This is a genomic window from Citrobacter sp. RHBSTW-00570 (assembly GCF_013739755.1).
GTDB lineage: Bacteria > Pseudomonadota > Gammaproteobacteria > Enterobacterales > Enterobacteriaceae > Citrobacter > Citrobacter braakii.
Window position 1 is genome coordinate 2080014 of the sequence record NZ_CP056399.1, and the last position, 18152, is coordinate 2098165.

The 18152-nt window shown below is 49.7% G+C and carries 22 protein-coding genes and 2 pseudogenes; 8 read left to right on the forward strand and 16 right to left on the reverse strand.

Going from position 1 to position 18152, the window contains the following annotated elements; translation table 11 throughout:
• The first annotated feature begins 11 nt into the window (after window positions 1-11).
• Window positions 12-1385, forward strand: a complete 1374-nt coding sequence (locus HV237_RS09805) for a phage tail protein (protein ID WP_181541804.1) — start codon at window positions 12-14, stop codon at window positions 1383-1385.
• Between the two features lie 149 nt (window positions 1386-1534).
• Here HV237_RS09805 and HV237_RS09810 read toward each other — a convergent pair whose 3' ends face one another.
• A complete protein-coding gene (locus HV237_RS09810; protein WP_038642073.1) occupies window positions 1535-1777 on the reverse strand; it encodes a DinI family protein in 243 nt (80 codons plus the stop codon).
• A 92-nt stretch (window positions 1778-1869) separates the two neighbouring features.
• Window positions 1870-1950 (reverse strand): annotated as a pseudogene (locus HV237_RS09815) (DinI family protein); the annotation flags it as partial.
• Window positions 1951-1980: 30 nt separating this feature from the next.
• Here HV237_RS09815 and HV237_RS09820 point away from each other — a divergent pair.
• Window positions 1981-2486: pseudogene (locus tag HV237_RS09820) on the forward strand (S24 family peptidase).
• Between the two features lie 219 nt (window positions 2487-2705).
• Here the strand turns inward: HV237_RS09820 and HV237_RS09825 are convergent.
• The gene (locus HV237_RS09825; protein ID WP_220132865.1) at window positions 2706-3656 is read right to left on the reverse strand and encodes a hypothetical protein; all 951 of its coding nucleotides are present in this window, start codon (window positions 3654-3656) and stop codon (window positions 2706-2708) included.
• A 486-nt stretch (window positions 3657-4142) separates the two neighbouring features.
• Entirely contained in the window at window positions 4143-5204 is a 1062-nt protein-coding gene (locus HV237_RS09830; protein WP_047357988.1) for a porin, read from the reverse strand.
• A 444-nt stretch (window positions 5205-5648) separates the two neighbouring features.
• Between HV237_RS09830 and HV237_RS09835 the strand changes: the two genes are divergently transcribed.
• From HV237_RS09835 to HV237_RS09845, 3 genes are all read left to right on the forward strand, one after another.
• A complete protein-coding gene (locus HV237_RS09835) occupies window positions 5649-6341 on the forward strand; it encodes a phosphohydrolase (RefSeq protein WP_181541808.1) in 693 nt (230 codons plus the stop codon).
• Window positions 6342-6417: 76 nt separating this feature from the next.
• Window positions 6418-7848 carry a DNA cytosine methyltransferase gene (locus HV237_RS09840; RefSeq protein ID WP_047357990.1) on the forward strand — a complete coding sequence of 477 codons (1431 nt, stop codon included), beginning with the start codon at window positions 6418-6420 and terminating at the stop codon, window positions 7846-7848.
• Window positions 7829-8296: a very short patch repair endonuclease gene (locus HV237_RS09845; protein ID WP_047357991.1), complete on the forward strand. Its 468-nt coding sequence runs from the start codon at window positions 7829-7831 to the stop codon at window positions 8294-8296. Before HV237_RS09840 ends, HV237_RS09845 begins: the two co-directional genes overlap by 20 nt.
• On the opposite strand, the gene yedA is transcribed toward HV237_RS09845, so the two are convergent.
• Window positions 8288-9208 carry a drug/metabolite exporter YedA gene (gene yedA / locus HV237_RS09850; RefSeq protein WP_016156848.1) on the reverse strand — a complete coding sequence of 307 codons (921 nt, stop codon included), beginning with the start codon at window positions 9206-9208 and terminating at the stop codon, window positions 8288-8290. The genes HV237_RS09845 and yedA overlap by 9 nt on opposite strands.
• Window positions 9209-9386: 178 nt before the next feature.
• Here yedA and HV237_RS09855 point away from each other — a divergent pair, with 178 nt between their 5' ends.
• Together HV237_RS09855 and HV237_RS09860 are read left to right on the forward strand one after the other, a co-directional pair.
• Entirely contained in the window at window positions 9387-10298 is a 912-nt protein-coding gene (locus tag HV237_RS09855; protein ID WP_047357992.1) for a DUF808 domain-containing protein, read from the forward strand.
• A gap of 77 nt (window positions 10299-10375) precedes the next feature.
• A complete protein-coding gene (locus HV237_RS09860; protein WP_047357993.1) occupies window positions 10376-10558 on the forward strand; it encodes a DUF2158 domain-containing protein in 183 nt (60 codons plus the stop codon).
• Between the two features lie 206 nt (window positions 10559-10764).
• On the opposite strand, the gene yodD is transcribed toward HV237_RS09860, so the two are convergent.
• On the reverse strand, window positions 10765-10992 hold the full coding sequence (gene yodD, locus HV237_RS09865; RefSeq protein WP_003030417.1) for a YodD family peroxide/acid resistance protein: 228 nt from the start codon (window positions 10990-10992) through the stop codon (window positions 10765-10767).
• A 163-nt stretch (window positions 10993-11155) separates the two neighbouring features.
• On the opposite strand from yodD, the gene dsrB reads away from it, so the two are divergent.
• Window positions 11156-11344, forward strand: coding sequence for a protein DsrB (dsrB, locus tag HV237_RS09870; protein WP_016156846.1), 189 nt, complete (start codon window positions 11156-11158; stop codon window positions 11342-11344).
• Window positions 11345-11398: 54 nt separating this feature from the next.
• Here dsrB and rcsA read toward each other — a convergent pair whose 3' ends face one another.
• The 10 genes from rcsA to fliJ all read right to left on the reverse strand — a co-directional run bounded on the left by rcsA (window position 11399) and on the right by fliJ (window position 18144).
• Window positions 11399-12022, reverse strand: a complete 624-nt coding sequence (gene rcsA, locus HV237_RS09875; RefSeq protein WP_016153497.1) for a transcriptional regulator RcsA — start codon at window positions 12020-12022, stop codon at window positions 11399-11401.
• A gap of 289 nt (window positions 12023-12311) precedes the next feature.
• Window positions 12312-13097, reverse strand: coding sequence for a flagellar biosynthetic protein FliR (gene fliR / locus HV237_RS09880; protein WP_047357994.1), 786 nt, complete (start codon window positions 13095-13097; stop codon window positions 12312-12314).
• 8 nt (window positions 13098-13105) lie between these two features.
• Window positions 13106-13375, reverse strand: a complete 270-nt coding sequence (fliQ, locus tag HV237_RS09885) for a flagellar biosynthesis protein FliQ (protein ID WP_003030425.1) — start codon at window positions 13373-13375, stop codon at window positions 13106-13108.
• Between the two features lie 9 nt (window positions 13376-13384).
• Window positions 13385-14122, reverse strand: coding sequence for a flagellar type III secretion system pore protein FliP (fliP, locus tag HV237_RS09890; protein WP_006684053.1), 738 nt, complete (start codon window positions 14120-14122; stop codon window positions 13385-13387).
• Window positions 14122-14499: a flagellar biosynthetic protein FliO gene (gene fliO / locus HV237_RS09895; RefSeq protein WP_029139581.1), complete on the reverse strand. Its 378-nt coding sequence runs from the start codon at window positions 14497-14499 to the stop codon at window positions 14122-14124. The genes fliP and fliO overlap by 1 nt, the downstream gene beginning before the upstream one ends.
• Window positions 14499-14912 carry a flagellar motor switch protein FliN gene (gene fliN, locus HV237_RS09900; protein WP_003030433.1) on the reverse strand — a complete coding sequence of 138 codons (414 nt, stop codon included), beginning with the start codon at window positions 14910-14912 and terminating at the stop codon, window positions 14499-14501. Before fliN ends, fliO begins: the two co-directional genes overlap by 1 nt.
• Window positions 14909-15913: a flagellar motor switch protein FliM gene (fliM, locus tag HV237_RS09905; protein WP_003030434.1), complete on the reverse strand. Its 1005-nt coding sequence runs from the start codon at window positions 15911-15913 to the stop codon at window positions 14909-14911. The genes fliN and fliM overlap by 4 nt, the downstream gene beginning before the upstream one ends.
• A 4-nt stretch (window positions 15914-15917) precedes the next feature.
• Entirely contained in the window at window positions 15918-16385 is a 468-nt protein-coding gene (gene fliL / locus HV237_RS09910; protein ID WP_016153493.1) for a flagellar basal body-associated protein FliL, read from the reverse strand.
• 104 nt (window positions 16386-16489) lie between these two features.
• Window positions 16490-17704 carry a flagellar hook length control protein FliK gene (fliK, locus tag HV237_RS09915; protein WP_047357995.1) on the reverse strand — a complete coding sequence of 405 codons (1215 nt, stop codon included), beginning with the start codon at window positions 17702-17704 and terminating at the stop codon, window positions 16490-16492.
• Window positions 17701-18144 (reverse strand): flagellar export protein FliJ, encoded by a 444-nt coding sequence (gene fliJ, locus HV237_RS09920; protein ID WP_016153491.1) that lies wholly within the window; start codon window positions 18142-18144, stop codon window positions 17701-17703. Before fliJ ends, fliK begins: the two co-directional genes overlap by 4 nt.
• Window positions 18145-18152 lie beyond the last annotated feature (8 nt).

Consider the following 18152-nt stretch of genomic DNA (forward strand, 5'->3'; position numbering starts at 1 on the left):
AGGAGATATCCATGTCAGCAGGAACCTTAACCCTGACGAATAACTCTGCTGCTGTATCCGGCAGCGGAACCGCATTCACTACAGAACTGGCGGCCGGTGATTTTATTGTCGTTACGGTCGGTGGTATTCCTTACACCCTCCCGGTTAAGACCGTTAACAGCAATACATCACTGACACTGGTGAGTAATTTCACCGGGCCAACGCAATCTGGAGCGGCCTGGTATGCAGTTCCTCGCATCGCCATGAACCTGGTCACCGCAGCTGTAATAACACAAGCGGCTGAAGCGCTGCGCGGGCTGAACTATGACAAACAGAACTGGCAGCAGGTATTCAGTGGCACAGGTAATGTCACGGTGAAATTACCTGACGGAAGTTCCTTTACCGGACCAGCATGGGGGGGAATAGTAACGATACTTAACGGAAAAGCGGGCGCTGGTGCTAACGGTGATATCACCAGTTTGTCTGGTTTGACGACGGCACTCAGTATTGTGCAGGGGGGAACAGGGGCAAAAATTCCACGAGATGCAGCAGTTAACTTAAAAACATTTCTCAATGGCGGGACAAATATCGACCGCACTACACCCACGCTGGATAGCTTTGTCGGAGGGCTGGGTAGTGCTGGCGAATCCTATACAGTTACTGCCACTGATTCACATAATATTTCGAACTGGCCAACGAAAGTATTCTCCACTAGTAAGGCTTATGGGTGGGGTAATTTATTGTCTTTCCAGTTTGCTGGTGTTAATGCTGGCAACTGCACACAGTTTTATGCAGATAATACCAACGGTTGCAATTTGTATGTTCGTAATCAGTTCGGTGGGGGGGTATTTCGAGCATGGGCAGCGCTATTAAGCGATATGAATACCGTAAAAGATACCAATGGGTTTATCAAAGCAGCTTCGCCAGTAGTTAAGTTGTTTGCTGACGGTAGCGCGGAAACAAACGAAGAATCGCAAGGCGTAACAGTAACTCGGCTGGCCGTGGGGGAATACCTTATTGAAGGCTGTATGGGCCTGAATGCTGATGCCAGCTGGGGTGGCATTGATGGTGGTTTCGATATTCCGACCGACAGGAATAAGCAACCCCGTATCTGGCTTGACTACAGAGTCAATCCTGACGGCTCAATTTTGATTAAAACATATCATCGTGTGTATGCCACTGCGCCGGAATTTGCCCAGAACAGAATAGGGCACACAGATATAAACCGGATATTCACTGAAACCGTGACAGACGGAGAGCCTGTAGATATTCCTGCCGATTCGTTTGTGTCCGTGCGTGTGGAAATGCCGGAAAACAGCATCTGGCACCAGAAACAGAAGGATTTACAGGAGGCGATGGAAAAAGCTGAATACGAACGCGAGCAAACTCAGCAGGATGTTCAGTAGGGAAAAAGTAGGGAAAAATGACAGGTGCCGCAATCACGCCGTATGCAAGAGCATGATTGCGGCCGACTGGCGAACGTTCGATAGTGCGAGTATTGAATGATTGCCAGTCACCGCGGATTGTACTTAAGCGATATGACGGTTCAAGGCGTTTAATCTGAAACCAGCCACATATCAGCCTCTTCAAACATTTCCTGAACAGTACGGCTTATCTGTTCCTTCTCATGCTTGCTGGCGTCAGTGTTGATCGCCGGCAGTGTCATCATCGGTTTAACCCGGACATCAGCATCGGGGAAGATCCGGTGAACCCTCTTACTCAATTCGCCCAGAATAATATCTTTTGCACCGGGCAGACCATCAAAATTCCTTTTGTCATAAACGAGTTCCACGAACATTGCTCATTGCCTCTTTACTGGATGGATGTACAGTATTTATACTGTTTTTTTATCCAGTATTCAAGAAGGGGTTAATGATGCCACGACGTAGCGATATTGAGATAGCCTGGCATGCTTCGATACAGCGAGAACCGAATGGCCGGAAGACTGTCACCACACAGCGGTTTGTCCAGGAACTGGGTAAGGTTAACTGGCACTGGACGCTGAAGCAGGCCAACTATTGGATAGAATGTTATGTGACAACATTCCGCGATGTCTCCACGCAGGAAGGCGAGAACCGAACCTTTCAGCTGTTCAATCCAAACGGAGGACTATAGCCATGGGGTTCCCTTCACCAGCCAGCGATTACGTTGAAACGAGGATCTCACTCGATAAGCAGCTTATCAGTCAGCCCGCAGCGACTTACTTCATGCGTGCATCACGTTCACATTTCAGGGAAGGGATAATCCAGGGGGCGCTGCTTGTGGTAGATGCGTCCCTTACTGCCTGCGATGGCTCACTGCTGATATGTGCGATAGATGGGGAATTCAGGATCAAACGATATCGAACTCACCCTCAGCCCCATCTGGTTAATCTGGAGAACGGGAGAAGGGAGGCGCTGCCAGCAGATGATGACGGTTACAGTTCTGCACCCGCTATATTCGGGGTGATCACGTACATTATTAATGATGCCAGAAACGCGGAGTTTGATGACTGCCCTGTGATGTGAATAGCTGAAAATATGCGAAGAAGTCGATGCTTTATGTCGATGATTTTGCCCTGATTATTCTCCATTGACTCCACGTTATGAAAACAGGCATACCAAGACCAGCTTTAGCAGGCTGGCCCCTATAGGATTTTGGTCGGCACGAGAGGATTTGAAACTCCGCCCCACCAAAATTGCTTGTTATAACTATTGTGTATAGGTGAAAAGTAGGGTCGGCAAAAATCACCTAAGTTTTAAGGGATGGATTTCGCGAGAATTTAGACCAGAAAGTATGTAGTTCTCATCATTTACGCCCAGTATAGCAACAAGGAACCGGCAGATTAATGCTTCCATCTGAAAGAGAATGTTGTTGTGATTAGGGGATGATTGCGTTGCCCCATAAGCAGAGAACCCAAGTGGTTGACCGAAAAAAATTGCTTCATGGAAGTTTTCATTTCGGGTTGAAACAATACTGTTTTCACCATCAGCCCAAAATGGAGGCATAATTTCGAATTTTTCGCACACCCACTTAACTCTGTTAGCATGAGTTGGTTTTTGTAATTTCTTAGTTTTGTCTCTTCTGTCCCACATGATGGAGAAACAACCATCGAGAGCCATATAAAGATACTGAAATTTTTCAAAATGCATGCTTTGAGGCCTTTGGGATAAAAATAAAGCATGAATAACCGCTGCGATGCGCATACATTCAAATGGGTGAAGATTTTGTTTGCCCAGAAAATTTAAAGCTAGCTGTATTGCATCTTGTTCGCTTGAACCTGAAACACAAAAATCAACTAACGTTCCTAGTTTTGTAGGTGTGGCATCTAAAAAACCAGCTTGTGTTGTTGTCAGACGTATGCCAGTAAAAAAAGATAAGCACCAGATGACAAAATCTAGATCCTCCCGACTAAAATCCCCATTTAGCGCCAGCGTATGAGTCTTAGGCAGACTGAAAACACGACCACTGTATGGCTTTTTTCTTACAATGCCGCGCAAATCTTGGGTTTCTTGTTGCCCAGCATAGATCCATCCGTTGTCAGCGTTAGGATGATCTTTTAGATGCTTTATGACTGATTCATAATCTTGGAGAGTACTAACTGAAAAACAATCGGTTTTAATCTCCACGAATTTGGGATAAAAGCCAAATTTAGCGACGTAATGTTTATCACCTTTCTCATTCGTATCCATGCTCATAGTTATCCTTCTTGAACATATTAATTTCTTCTATGGTAACCAGAAGAACTCACTTCTGCTACTGGAGTAATGCTGACGTTATCGCGAGCAATTAGCTATGAAATCGTTCATACACATATGTCTTCTTATCGAGATCATGTACGCAAAAAGTGTTGGTATATTAAGTATGGACAAGCGATTAAATAGTTGAATTTTATGAAGTGGAAATGTTGTGTATATACCAGCGTGAAAAGTTAAGTTATTGAAAATATTAGCAATGAAATCGGTCTCGAAAACCGGAGTAGGGGCAACTCTACCGGGGGTTCAAATCCCCCTCTCTCCGCCACTATTCAAGCACTTGCACGCCTTGCTTTCAACGACAGTTCTCATGGATGTCTTTTTCTTTGAGTATCCTCACAAGTTTATCGTTGTAATGCCCGTGTGGTAAAAAATACGCTTCGTTGAACAAAAAAAAGCCCGCAGCGCGGGCTTTTGAGTTTGTGGAGATTAGAACTGGTACACAATACCCATGGCAAACTGATCATCAACTGCGTTGCCAGTAATTGCGCCGTCTTCTTTATCCAGCAGGTTAAATTTATACGCTGTGTAGACGTTCATATTTTTATTGAAGTAGTACCAGGTGCCGAGCTCGACGTAATTCACGCGGTCAGCGTTAACACCGCCGGCCAGGTCTTTACCCTGCGAGTAAACGTAACCCAGAGATGGACGCAGACCAAAGTCGAACTGATATTGAACGACTGCTTCAAGGTTTTGCGTTTTGTTTGCAAAACCGCGATCGGTTCCGGTTTTGGTCATATTACGCGTTTCGCCATACATCGCTGCCGCATAAACGCTGTTGGCGTCATATTTTGCTGCCAGAGACCAGACTTCAGCGTTGCTGCCATAGCCATCGATGGATTGTTTATCCGTACGGTCGGATTTACCATATACCGCGACGAAACCAAAGCCATCTACGTTGTAGTCCACCGACATGCTGTAGCCGTCGCCATTTGCTTTAGCGTAATCGTCATCGTGATTCTTGCCCTGGTACTGTAGCGCGAAATCAAGACCCTCAACCATGCCGAAGAAGTCTGTGTTGCGGTAGGTCGCCACGCCGTTGGTACGACCGGTCATGAAATTATCCGTCGCAGCCCATGAATCGCCACCCCATTCAACCAGCATATCGGTGTAGGCTGCCGCATCGTAGGCTACGCCATAGTTACGACCGTAATCAAATGAGCCGTAATCCGCATATTTCAGGCCCGCGAAGGCCAGACGGGTTTTTTGCTCCTGAACTCCTTCTGCATTGCTGGCGTCGAGGTTGTGTTCAAACTGACCAAAACCTGTCAACTCGTTGCTGATCTGGGTTTCACCTTTCACCCCAAAACGGGCGTAAGAGGTGTCAGCATTTTCACTGTTACTGCTATCCGTATTCGACCAGATGCGTTCGCCTACCATCTTGCCGTAAAAATCAATTTTATTGCCGTTCTTATTATAAATTTCAGCCGCATTTGCTGCGCTTGCAGCGAATAAGGCAGGGAGAAGCAGTGCCAGTACTTTTCTTTTCATTATGTATTCCCTTTATATAATAATTAAAATGAATATGTAGCGCTATCTGAAAGACTACATTTGAATACTATCTATGAAGTTCATTTAATTTTAAATATAACATGTAACAAATGTATTTAAGATATTTCAAAATATTTCATTGCTGCTTTTATATAATTAAAATCGCATGTCGTTTGAATTAATATTATCTATATAAATGTATTTTTATCATATGGTTATGATTTTTGTTGTTCTATCTTGTTAAATGTATATTATTGGTATTTGTTATTTATTTTTGTGTGCGTAATTATAATTGATCTGTTTGTTATTGAATAATGGATTTATATATCCGTGATAGTGATAATTATTAAGGGGATAATATGTAGTGATGATAAAAAAGCGTCGACGGTAGTCTGACATGAGAATTGTTGCTAAGGTGGTTTTCTTTCTGCGAAGAGCGAGAGTATGGAACTACAGTACTGGCAGTCGAAATTTGAAGCCTGGTTACGTGACAATCATTCCGGGCACGACGCTGGCCATGACATCTTTCATTTTCGTCGCGTCTGGATGACATCACAAAAGTTGAGCATGGATGTGACCGTAGACTGGCTGGTGGTGCTGACGGCGTGCTACTTCCACGATCTCGTCAGTTTGCCGAAGAACAATCCCGATCGTCATCGCTCGTCGGTTCTGGCAGCCCAGGAAACGCGTCGCGTTTTGATGCGCGATTTTCCTGATTTCCCACAACAACGATTACCTGCCGTGTGCCATGCTATTGAGGCGCACAGTTTCAGCGCCAAAATCGTACCAGAAACCCTTGAAGCCAAAATCGTGCAGGATGCTGACCGGCTTGAGGCGTTGGGCGCAATTGGTTTAGCACGGGTATTTGCCGTGTCCGGCGCGTTAGGCGTGGCGCTGTTTGATGCGGAAGATCCGTTTGCCCGACAGCGTAACCTTGATGATAAACAGTACGCACTCGATCACTTCCAGACTAAATTGTTGACGCTGCCGATGACGATGCAAACTGAACACGGTCGGCATTTGGCGCAACATAATGCTGACTTCTTACTGACGTACATGGCGAAGCTGAGTGCGGAGTTAAAAGGAGAATATGAAATGCTGGATCTTGACGCGATTCAACCCTTTAAGCTGCGTTAGTCGCCAGTACAGCCGCAACGTCAACCGCGCTAATTTATGTTAACCTGTCAGCTATCCATTTCGGCCGGTTAAATGTATGCAGGATAATTTTTCAGTAGCAGGTTCCATGAACCCGATGACAGATGATAACGAGGCCGCCGCACAGGTGATTTTGGCTAAGTTGCTTGAAATATATGACGTGAAAACGCTGGTTGCTCATCTGAATGGTGTTGGCGAGAACCGCTGGAGTCCGGCCATCTTCAAGCGAGTGGTTGCCAATGAAACGTGGCATCGCCTCAGCGACGGTGAGTTGGCTCATCTGAACGACTTGCTGCCGAGGCCGCCTGCGCATCATCCACATTATGCTTTTCGCTTTATCGATCTTTTTGCCGGTATTGGCGGCATTCGTCGCGGCTTTGAGGCGATTGGCGGGCAGTGCGTGTTTACCAGTGAGTGGAACAAGCATGCGGTGCGCACCTACAAAGCGAATTACTACTGCGATCCTCACCAGCACCATTTTAATGAAGATATTCGCGATATCACCCTCAGTCATCATGATGGGGTGAGTGACCAGCAGGCGGCGGAACATATCCGCCAGCATGTTCCGCAGCATGACGTGCTGCTGGCGGGATTTCCTTGTCAGCCATTCTCTCTGGCCGGTGTATCAAAGAAAAACGCGTTAGGGCGGGCTCATGGCTTCGCCTGCGATACGCAAGGCACACTTTTTTTTGACGTGGTGCGCATCATCGATGCGCGTCGGCCGGCAATATTTGTGCTCGAAAACGTCAAAAACCTGAAGAGTCACGATCAGGGGAAAACGTTCCGCATCATTATGCAAACGCTGGATGAGCTGGGTTATGACGTGGCTGATGCACACGATAACGGGCCGGACGATCCGAAAATTATCGATGGGCAACATTTTTTGCCCCAGCATCGCGAACGTATTGTGCTCGTCGGCTTTCGCCGCGATCTGAATCTGAAATCAGACTTCACGCTGCGCGATATTGTCTCCCGCTATCCTCAGCGGCGTACGACGCTGGCGGAGCTACTTGAGCCGACCGTCGACGCAAAATATGTGCTCACGCCGGTGCTGTGGAAATATCTGTATCGTTATGCGAAAAAGCATCAGGCACGTGGCAATGGATTTGGCTATGGCATGGTGTATCCCAGCAATCCCGATTGCGTAACGCGCACATTATCGGCGCGTTACTATAAAGATGGGGCGGAGATCTTGATCGACCGCGGTTGGGAAATGGCGCTGGGTGAAAAGGATTTTGATGATCCGCACAATCAGCGATACCGTCCGCGCAGGCTGACGCCCAGAGAGTGCGCGCGCCTGATGGGATTTGAATCACCTCAGGGCTATCAGTTCAGGATCCCGGTGTCGGACACACAGGCTTATCGTCAGTTTGGTAATTCGGTGGTCGTCCCGGCATTTGCGGCAGTAGCCAGACTGCTGGAGCCAAAAATCAAACAGGCGGTTGCTATTCGCGAGAAAGAGAAACTGCATGGCAGACGTTCACGATAAAGCGACGCGCAGTAAAAATATGCGGGCGATAGCAACCCGCGATACCGCAATTGAAAAACGCCTTGCCAGCGTACTGGCAGAGCAGGGGGTAACGTTTCGCGTGCAGGATGCGACGTTACCCGGTCGTCCCGATTTCGTGGTGGATGATTATCGTTGTGTGATTTTTACCCACGGCTGTTTCTGGCATCATCACAACTGCTATCTATTCAAAGTCCCCGCAACACGAACAGCGTTCTGGCTGGAAAAAATAGGCAAAAATGTTCAGCGTGACGCGCGGGATTGCGAAAAATTGCAGGCTCTGGGCTGGCGCGTACTGATTGTCTGGGAGTGCGCCCTGCGTGGGCGCGAAAAGCTGGGGGATGACGCGTTGTCCGAACGCGTCATCGAGTGGATCTGCGGCGGTGGCGCAAGTGCGCAGATCGACACCCTCGGTATCCATTTACTGTAACGTCTTTTCCGACGGGGTTGCAACGGCGTCCGCTTTAATGGGAAATAGGTATTTACCGAGTGTGACCAGTACCACCGCAAATACAATCACGCCAAGCGCCAGCCATTCGATGGGCGCCAGACTTTCACCTCCCAGGCCGGTACCTAACAGTACGGCGACAACCGGATTAACGTAGGCATAGCTGGTGGCTAATGCCGGGCTGACGTTGCGGATCAAGTACATGTACGCGTTGATGGCAATAATAGAACCAAATACGGCCAGATAGGCGACCGCCATAAAGCCTGAAAACGTCGGCATAGTGGTCAACTTTTCCCCGGAAATCAGCGAGGCGCACATCAGCACAATACCGGCGGCTAACATTTCAATGGCTCCGGCCATCATGCCAACGGGTAACGTTATGCGCGAGCCGTACACTGAGCCAAACGCCCAGCTTATCGAACCTATCAGGATTAAAATTGCTCCCCATGGATTACCGCTCAAATTACCACCGCTGTTCAGCATGATGATCCCCGCGAGTCCAATTGCGATCCCCATCCATTCAAGTTTGCGCGTTTTGATGCCAAAAAAGTGGCTAAAACACAGCGTAAACAGCGGGACGGTGGCGACCACCACGGCGGCAATACCGGAAGGCACGTTTTGATGTTCTGCGACAGTGACCAGTCCGTTACCGACAGCCAGCAGCAGGATACCAATTAACGCGGCGTTCAGGAGCACGCGCAGAGGCGGCAGCTTATGTCCGCGGATAAGTAAGAATGCTGTTAATAAAATCCCCGCAGAGAGAAAACGAACACCAGCCATCATCAACGGCGGCCAGCTTTCAACGCCAATGCGAATAACGAAGTAAGTGGAACCCCAAATGATGTACAGCGCGAAAAGCGCACTGAAAAGCGGTAGCAATTGCCTGAAACGCATAATCCCTCACGGTGGAAATAAAAAGGTGCAACATAGTAAACGTCAAAACTATCTTGCTGGCGAGATTTATAATTACGTGCCGATGTTAAAAATTTGTTGACCAGAAAGGTCAGTTTCAGCATTGCGTGTTTTACTTCATACTTATGACTGCAAAAAAATAATATTGAGGGTAAAAATTTTGGCAGGAAGTAGCTTATTGACCTTACTCGATGATATCGCCACTTTGCTGGATGATATCTCTGTCATGGGAAAACTGGCCGCGAAAAAAACCGCGGGTGTGCTGGGTGATGATCTGTCGCTTAACGCGCAGCAGGTGTCGGGTGTGCGGGCGAACCGCGAACTCCCGGTGGTCTGGAGCGTCGCGAAAGGATCGTTTGTTAACAAAGTTATCCTTGTGCCGTTGGCGCTATTGATAAGCGCCTTCATTCCCTGGGCGATCACCCCCTTATTAATGGTAGGCGGGGCGTTCCTCTGTTTTGAAGGTGTAGAAAAAGTTCTCCATACCCTGGAAGCGCGTAAGCACAAAGAAACCCCGGAAGAGCGTCAGCAGCGTCTGACATCATTGGCAGCACAGGATCCGCTCACCTTTGAGAAAGATAAAATCAAAGGGGCGATTCGAACCGACTTTATTTTATCTGCTGAGATTGTCGCGATTACGCTGGGGATCGTAGCGGATGCGCCATTGTTGAATCAGGTGTTGGTGTTATCAGGCATCGCGTTAGTGGTGACTGTGGGAGTCTACGGCCTGGTCGGGATTATCGTTAAGCTCGATGATATCGGATACTGGCTGGCTGAAAAGCGCAGTACGCTTGCCCAGTCGCTGGGTAAAGGATTGCTGGTTGTTGCCCCCTGGCTTATGAAAACACTTTCCGTGGTCGGCACGCTGGCGATGTTTTTGGTTGGCGGCGGAATTGTGGTGCACGGAATAACACCGCTGCATCATGCGATTGAACATTTTGCCCAACAGCAAAGTGCATTGATTACGCTGATGCTTCCGACCCTGCTGAATCTGGTGCTCGGTTTTATCATTGGCGCAATAGTGGTGCTGCTGGTGAAAGGCGTCGCCAGAGTGCGCGGAGTTTCGCACTAATTGTCGCAGGGTTGATTACGCAAAACCCTTCTTTGTCGTCTAAGGTGTAAAGGTTTCTCTTGATACAGGAGGCAGGTATGGTCTTTTCTGTCAGTGAGGAAGTCACCTCCAAAGAGGGTGGCCCACGCATGATCGTTACCGGGTATGCCAGCGGAATGGTGGAGTGTCGCTGGTACGACGGCTTTGGCGTCAAACGGGAAGCATTCCGTGAAGATGAACTGGTGCCGGGCGAGCGAAGAACGCTCTGCCAGGACGCCTGAACACCTGGGGTGCGCGTAACCGGGTGATCTTTCAATCATTAGTTATATTTATCATTTTAGTGAGAATTATTTACTTGTCAGGCAAAAAAATTGCAGATAAGGTTTGTTTCACATCAGATTTCCTGGTGTAACGAATTTTCAAGTGCTTCTTGCATAAGCAAGCTTGATCCCGACCCGATAAGGGCCGGGATTTTTTTCGCCCTCAGTCAGCGATTGATCTCCGACACGCTAAAATCATGGATATCAAGCTCGAACGCGTCGGCCAGTTCATGCCACGTGTGGTAATCACGTCCGTCGACGCTGACGCGTTCCGGGTCATCCTGACTGCGATGAATTTCACTCTCGCAGATTTCGTTGATTGCCTTCAGTAGCGCGTCCACATCGACGCTGACTTCACGTTTGGCCGTATCGCTGTACTCTTTCGCGGTTTTCATCCTCATACCTCTCAACCGTTAAGGATACCGGGGGAGCGCATCCAAACATCAGATACGCACAACTTAAGTATAGACCGTCGATAAAACCCGCAATCGCGCGAGGCGGGCGCTGCCAGAAAAAGGAAATTGTTCTACACTGGCACAAAGCCACAGGAGGAAAACTATGAAGGTGAATGATCGGGTCACAGTCAAAACGGACGGCGGTCCTCGTCGACCGGGCGTGGTACTGGCTATCGAAGAGTTTAGTGAAGGCACCATGTACCTGGTTTCGCTGGAAGACTACCCGCTCGGTATCTGGTTCTTTAATGAAACAGGTCATCAGGATGGTATCTTCGTGGAAAAAGTAGAATAAGGTGAGTTTTGCTGCATGATCCTGACTGGTGGATTCGCCACCAGTCAGAACGTGTTAGCGCGTATTCACAAAGATACCATTGGTAACGTTATCGGTGAGTCTCACAACGTGATAGATAACTTGCTTATTATGCGTTTTTATCTTTCGTTTTATATTCCCCTTATGGGATGACACGGTCTTGGCCTTGATATTCATTTGGTCGGATATCTGTATTGTGCCCTGACCCTCCATCCACATGCGTAGCATGCTGGACTCGGTACGGCTCAATGATAATGTCGGTAGATTCACATCAATGACAAAATCTACTTCTTTTTTCAGAATATCGCCAAGGAGTTCATCCAGTGAATCGGGTTTAATCGACTTAGAACTAATCAATAAATTTTTTCTGACTAATAGATACTCATCAAAATGCACGTTGGCAATTGCCATAAATACAATAAATAATGTGCCGGGATGCTGATTAATGATTTGCTTTATTTGCTGGCTATTAGCAGGATCGTGGATAAAGCAGTCCTCATTAATAAACACCACAGCGGGCTGTTGAGAGACACAGGCGAGACTGAGCTCCTCAACGTTGGAAATGTTGTTGATTTCCCTTTTCTTCACCCCCCGACTTACCAGATATCCGGTCAACCCTAGCCGGGTGTAACTGCACAAATCCATAATAATCGTTGACATGGCATACCCTCACTCAATGCGTAACGATAATTCCCCTTACCTGATTATTTTCATCACAACTAAACGGAATAATAACGACCCAAGATGACGCTTTCGCTGTTTTTCAGGCGAAATTACTATCCCGTAAAGTTGCGTATAATTTGCCAGGAAACATCTTAAAGTAAAGTAAATGTTGCGTTATGTGAGTGAGTCAATAATAAATAAACCGCGACAGAGATATCCTGGTGGATGTTGTCGCTTTTTAAAATTAGGACAATCCTTAGTAAAACAGGATAAAAATTAAGGGTTATTATTTTCCGGGCATTTCGCTGACAATATCAGCCAACAGATTAAAATTTTCGCTGAATAATCGCCCGCAGAATGGCGCAATTAATGGCATCAGGGCCGCCATTAATGAAATACCCACGGCGAGGGTGAGTGGAAAACCGATGACGAAAATCGACAGCTGCGGCGCCATGCGATTCAACAGACCGAGTGCGAGGTTTAGGGTGAGTAGCAGCGTCATTATCGGCAGGGCCAACATTAGCCCGTTGAGGAAAATCAGGCTACCCGCCCGCGCCAGCGCGAGAAACGCATTGCTGTTCACCGGATTGCCGCCGATTGGCAAGGTATGAAATGTATCCACCAACAGCGAAATAAGCCACAAATGGCCGTTAAAAGTCAGGAATAACAGCATGGCGAGCATGTCGAGCAGTCTCGCCAGTACCGGCATATTCAGACGGCTGCCGGGATCAAAGAAGGTTGCGAAGGAGAGACCCATTTGCAGACCAATCAATTCCCCGGCGGTACGTACTGCCGCGAACGCAAACTGCATAGTGAAGCCCAGAGCGATGCCGATCAGGATTTGTTGCATTGCCTGCCATAGCGCCACGATAGAAAAGATAGGGACGTCTACTGGGGGAATCGACGGAGCGATAACGACGGTTATCATTAACCCCAGCCCCAGTTTTACTCGTTTGGGGATCGCGCGCTCGCTGAGAATTGGAGCCGTTGAGATGAGCGCCAGGATGCGCAGCAAAGGCCAGAAGTAAAGATTCAGCCAGTGGAGCCACTCAACGCTGGTCACCTGCAGCATAATGTCATCTACCCGATGATGTAGGGGATATTGCTGAACAGCGTACGCACGTAGTCGAGCAGCAGGTTAAGCATCCACGGGCCGGCAACAATGATGGCAATAAAAACCGCGACAATTTTGGGAATGAAGGACAGCGTCATTTCGTTTATCTGGGTCGCCGCCTGCAAAATACTGATGATAAGACCTGTGACGAGGGCGACCAACAGCAAAGGCGCGGCAAGGGCCAGGGCGACTTTCATCGCCTCTGTGCCCATCATCATGACCGATTCAGGTGTCATTTCGCGCCTCTAACTGTAAAAGCTTTGTGCCAGCGAGCCGACAAGCAACTGCCAACCGTCTACCAACACAAACAGCATCAGCTTGAACGGTAGCGCGATCGTGGCCGGGGGGACCATCATCATCCCGAGCGCCATCAGCACGCTGGCGATGACCAGGTCGATAATCAGAAACGGAATAAAAATGGTAAAGCCTATCTGGAATGCCGTTTTCAGCTCGCTGGTGACATAGGCTGGAAGCAAAATCCGCATCGGTACGGCTTCTGGTCCCTGTAGGGGACCGCTGTTTGCTAAGCGCGCGAAGAGTGCCAGATCGGCTTCACGGGTCTGGCGCAACATAAACTCGCGCAGCGGCTGTGCGCCTTTCTCCATGGCTTCCTGCATAGAGATTTTCTCTTCGCTGAACGGCTGATATGCGTCAACGTAGATTTTGTCGATTACTGGCGACATGATGAAAAAGGTCAAAAATAGCGCCAGACCCAGTAGCACCTGGTTCGGGGGGGCCGAAGGGGTTCCCAGCGCATTTCGTAACAGACCGAAAACGATGATGATGCGGGTGAAGCTGGTCATCATCAATAAAATGGCGGGCAAGAACGTCAGCGAGGTGATAAACACCAGCGTTTGCACGGGCAAAGACCAGCTTTGTCCGCCGCCAGGCAGCGGCTGGCTAACCAGACCCGGGAGCTGGGCGAGGGCTACTGGGCTGAAAAGCCATAAGCCTGCCAGCGTGATGGATAACAAACGGCGCATCAGGATCTCCCGGGACGCTTAAGCAAACTCTTCATCATGGCCTGGAAATCCGCGGGGGAGGCCGGTTTTTCTTCTGCATCAGCAGGCGCCGGGGGCAGGGTGTGCAGCACGTTAATTTGCGAGGCCGTGACGCCCAGTACCAGGCGCGCATCTTCAACCTCAACAATCACCACGCGCTCACGTGGACCCAGTGAGGTACTTGCCGCAACTTTCAGTCCGCGCGTACCGGCGCTTTTGGGGGCAAACCCCATACGCTTAATCACCCAGGCTGCAGCCAGGATCAATACGATGATCCCAAGCAGCGCGCCGCTTACCTGAACCAGCGGTGAGCCGGGTACGGCGGCTGGCTGAGAAACTGTAGCCTGGGTATTCATGATTAACGGCTCAGACGGCGCATGCGTTCAGATGGGGTAATAATGTCGGTGATACGTACGCCGTATTTGTCTGCGACAACCACCACTTCACCCTGGGCAATCAGGTAACCGTTGATCAGGATATCCAGCGGCTCGCCCGCCAGACCATCCAATGCGACGACCGAACCCTGCGTCAGACGCAGCAGCTCTTTGATGGTCATGCGGGTTCGGCCCAATTCGACGGTCAGTTTGACCGGAATGTCCATGATCAGGTCGATGTCCTGCAAGGCACCGCTGACGTCGCCGCCACCTAACTGCTGGAATACCGCATCGGCCGCACTTTTGGTGGGCGTGGTTTTTTGCTCGTTTAACGCGTCAGCCCACAGATCGTCCAATGCACCAGTGTTCTCATCGGACGGATTATTCATATCACTCATTTGGGCTGTTCCTCATTCAGCGAATTCAAAATCGGGTTTATCAGATGTTCTACGCGTAACGCATACTGACCGTTCACCGTGCCATACTGGCTGGTCAGTACAGGCACGCCGTCCACATGAGCAATAATGCGGTCGGGTTTTTCAATCGGCAGTACATCGCCGGGTTTCAGTTTTAAAATCTGGGATAGCCGCAGCGGAATGTCAGCAAAGTTTGCCACCAGCTCCAGCTCAGAATGCTGAACCTGACGCACCAGATTATTGCGCCAGTTCTGATCTTCATTACGCGAGTTTTCCAGCGGCGGGTTCACCAGCAGCTCACGCAACGGTTCAATCATGCTGAATGGCAGACAGATGTTAAATTCACCGGTCAGGTTGCCAATTTCAACGTGGAATGGGGTATTGACCACGATGTCGTTAGGAGACGTGGTGATATTGGTAAATTTCACCTGCATCTCGGAACGAACGTATTCCACTTCCAGCGGATTGATGGCCTTCCACGCGTCGCTGTAGCTTTCCAGCGCCAGCTTCAGCATGCGGTTGATAACGCGCTGTTCGGTATGGGTAAATTCGCGGCCTTCCACTTTCGTCGGGAAGCGGCCATCACCGCCGAACAGGTTATCGACGGCGATAAATACCAGACTCGGTGAGAACACCACCAGACCCGTACCGCGCAGCGGCTTCAGGTGGATTAAGTTCAGGTTGGTCGGAACCGGTAAGTTGCGCGCAAACTCGTGGTATGGCTGGATACGGATCGCACCCACGGTAATATCCGGGCTACGGCGCAACAGGTTAAATAACCCCATACGGAACTGGCGCGCGAAGCGTTCGTTAATGATCTCCAGCGCCTGTAAACGCTCACGTACCACGCGGCGCTGGGTGTTGGGATCGTAAGGACGAATATCGCTTTCTTTTGCGATACCGGAAATGGGTTCGTCTTTAGTTTCGCTATCGCCATTAAGCAATGCGTCGATTTCAGCCTGAGAAAGAATACTGTCGCCCATGTCTTTACCGCAGAATAAAAGCTGTATAAAGAACGTCGGTGACAACCTGTTTGGGTTGCCCAACAACGAGCGGAGTCGCGAGCGTCTCTTTGATGGCGGCAATGAGCTGTTGCTTACCTTCTTCGGTGGCGAGCGTAGCCGCGTTCTGACGAGAGAACAGCAGCAGCAAGCGGCTGCGCACTTCCGGCAGATATTCGTTAAGACGTGAACGCGTTGCCTCGTCTTTCATGCGCAGCGTGATACCGATATACAGTACACGGTCCGCATCACCCAGATTGACGGTAAAGGTATCCAGCGCAAAGAATACCGGGGCTGGCGGTGGAGCCGGTTCCGCTTTGACGCTGGCGGACGGCTGCTGCTGCATGCGCCAGTAGCTATAACCCGCAGTTGCGCAGGCGGCGAGGGTAATCAATACCAGCAGAGGGATCCAAATAGCGCGTTTACTTTTTTTGTTAATCGCGGAGTCAGTCATCAGATACGGGCTTCCTGTTTCGGTACAGCTTATGGGCTGATTATCCCGTGTCCTGTCCACGACAAAGCGTGGAAAAGACGCGGATAATCATGCTACCTCTGGCGTTAGGCGAAGATGTCTACTGCTCCATCACCGCGTGCTGCGGCTTGCAGTGAGGCTGGCGCTGCCAGTACGGCGTCATCTTCAGCGGCAAAAATGTCTTGTCCCTGAGCGCGACCCGCCTGCTGTTGCTGCCCGGAAGACTGCTGATTACCGGCAAAGCTTTCACTACTGATACTGCTTTGTCCAAGCTGGATCCCGCTTTCAGCCAACTGAGTACGCAGCATCGGTAATGCAGCTTCCAGCGCAGCGCGCACGTGACTGTGTGGCGATACCATTTGCAACTGCGCGAGGTTGTCATCCAGCTTGAGGGAAATGTGCACCTGGCCCAGAGCCTGTGGATGCAGACGCAGTTCTGCGCTTTGCTGGCCCTGGCGAGTAAACAGAGTGACGTGCTGGCTCAGTGATTGCTGCCATTCCTGGCTACCCAATGGCGCGCTTAGCACAGGTGCGGCGGTCGGTAACGGCTGAGCGTGGGACTGCGGGCCACTTAACGGCGGCGTCGTCATGCCAATGCTGGTCGGCGAAGGGGAGCTTTCAATTTCCGCTCTGGTCGTCGCCGCTGCCGTCAACGGGGTTAATGTCGGATTGTTTGTCTGATCTACGCTGCTGGCAGGCGTTGCAATATCCGCTTTGCCTTTTTTGGCATCACCTGGCAGCAATTCGCCAGCATTATCGGCGATAGCGCTGTGTACCGAACCTCGTGACAACGCCGAAAGCGTTGCATCAACGGGGGCTGGCGCGCTGTCGACGGCAGGCGTGGTCTGCGGTTGTCCTGGCAGCATGGCGAACAACGCGCTCAGGTTGGCGAGATCCTCATCGCTCAGTGCGGTGTTTTTTTCATCCTGCTGAGCGACTTTGCCCAGAGTCGTCAGGGCATTAACTTTCAGTGAGGGCGTGAGGGCAGACAACAGTTGCTGGGCGTCTGTCATGTCGACAAGAGAAGCATCAGTGTGCATCTCTTTTTGCGCCAGTAGTTCGGTCAACTTGAGCGACGGTGCTGAATCGCCATTTTTTTGCAGTAACCCTTTTTGCAGTTTGCTACCGGCCGCCTGTAAGTCGGCAAACGACAGCGGGGCGTCTTTACCCTGCGCGTTGTCCGCACCTAATGCACCCGCCAGCAGCGCTAAAAAATCCTCGGGTGAATCAACCGCTTTGCCTGACTGAAGACCTGCGGCTACGTCGGTGTCGGTGGTAATCAGTTGGGGTAAAGTAATCATTCGGGTTTCCTCATAGCTGCGCGCTGAGCAAATTCATCCATTTTTTTCTGATCCAGGCGGTTTTCGGCCAGTAACGCCGCCGAGGTTTGTCTGTCCTGCAGAGTCTGCCACGCCTGTAAACGTTGTTTTTTGTCGCGCCAACTGTTCAATGCCTGGTCTACTTTCTGCGTCCACTGATTGAGCTGTTGGCGGTGTTGCTCAATCGCTTTTTCCAGCGTCTGAATAAATTGTTGGTAATTGATCCAGCGATTACTGGTAATACCCTGACCCATGTCACTGTTCAGATTGTTGCGGTACTCATGCTGATAATCGATCAGCATTTTCAACTGCTCTTCCGCCTGCTGACAGCCACGACGCATCTCTCCCAATAAGACAGCGGCGTCATCTACCTCTTTTTCAGCCAGGTCTTTCAGTGTGGCTAATGCACCATGTTGTGCCATGACCTATG

Excerpts from the sequence above, each read along its gene's own strand:
- HV237_RS09805 (WP_181541804.1), top strand. The coding sequence starts at position 12 with ATGTCAGCAGGAACCTTAACCCTGACGAATAACTCTGCTGCTGTATCC.
- HV237_RS09810 (WP_038642073.1), bottom strand. The coding sequence starts at position 1,777 with ATGTTCGTGGAACTCGTTTATGACAAAAGGAATTTTGATGGTCTGCCC.
- HV237_RS09825 (WP_220132865.1), bottom strand. The coding sequence starts at position 3,656 with ATGAGCATGGATACGAATGAGAAAGGTGATAAACATTACGTCGCTAAA.
- HV237_RS09830 (WP_047357988.1), bottom strand. The coding sequence starts at position 5,204 with ATGAAAAGAAAAGTACTGGCACTGCTTCTCCCTGCCTTATTCGCTGCA.
- HV237_RS09835 (WP_181541808.1), top strand. The coding sequence starts at position 5,649 with ATGGAACTACAGTACTGGCAGTCGAAATTTGAAGCCTGGTTACGTGAC.
- HV237_RS09840 (WP_047357990.1), top strand. The coding sequence starts at position 6,418 with ATGCAGGATAATTTTTCAGTAGCAGGTTCCATGAACCCGATGACAGAT.
- HV237_RS09845 (WP_047357991.1), top strand. The coding sequence starts at position 7,829 with ATGGCAGACGTTCACGATAAAGCGACGCGCAGTAAAAATATGCGGGCG.
- yedA (WP_016156848.1), bottom strand. The coding sequence starts at position 9,208 with ATGCGTTTCAGGCAATTGCTACCGCTTTTCAGTGCGCTTTTCGCGCTG.
- HV237_RS09860 (WP_047357993.1), top strand. The coding sequence starts at position 10,376 with ATGGTCTTTTCTGTCAGTGAGGAAGTCACCTCCAAAGAGGGTGGCCCA.
- yodD (WP_003030417.1), bottom strand. The coding sequence starts at position 10,992 with ATGAAAACCGCGAAAGAGTACAGCGATACGGCCAAACGTGAAGTCAGC.
- dsrB (WP_016156846.1), top strand. The coding sequence starts at position 11,156 with ATGAAGGTGAATGATCGGGTCACAGTCAAAACGGACGGCGGTCCTCGT.
- rcsA (WP_016153497.1), bottom strand. The coding sequence starts at position 12,022 with ATGTCAACGATTATTATGGATTTGTGCAGTTACACCCGGCTAGGGTTG.
- fliR (WP_047357994.1), bottom strand. The coding sequence starts at position 13,097 with ATGCTGCAGGTGACCAGCGTTGAGTGGCTCCACTGGCTGAATCTTTAC.
- fliQ (WP_003030425.1), bottom strand. The coding sequence starts at position 13,375 with ATGACACCTGAATCGGTCATGATGATGGGCACAGAGGCGATGAAAGTC.
- fliP (WP_006684053.1), bottom strand. The coding sequence starts at position 14,122 with ATGCGCCGTTTGTTATCCATCACGCTGGCAGGCTTATGGCTTTTCAGC.
- fliN (WP_003030433.1), bottom strand. The coding sequence starts at position 14,912 with ATGAGTGATATGAATAATCCGTCCGATGAGAACACTGGTGCATTGGAC.
- fliM (WP_003030434.1), bottom strand. The coding sequence starts at position 15,913 with ATGGGCGACAGTATTCTTTCTCAGGCTGAAATCGACGCATTGCTTAAT.
- fliL (WP_016153493.1), bottom strand. The coding sequence starts at position 16,385 with ATGACTGACTCCGCGATTAACAAAAAAAGTAAACGCGCTATTTGGATC.
- fliK (WP_047357995.1), bottom strand. The coding sequence starts at position 17,704 with ATGATTACTTTACCCCAACTGATTACCACCGACACCGACGTAGCCGCA.
- fliJ (WP_016153491.1), bottom strand. The coding sequence starts at position 18,144 with ATGGCACAACATGGTGCATTAGCCACACTGAAAGACCTGGCTGAAAAA.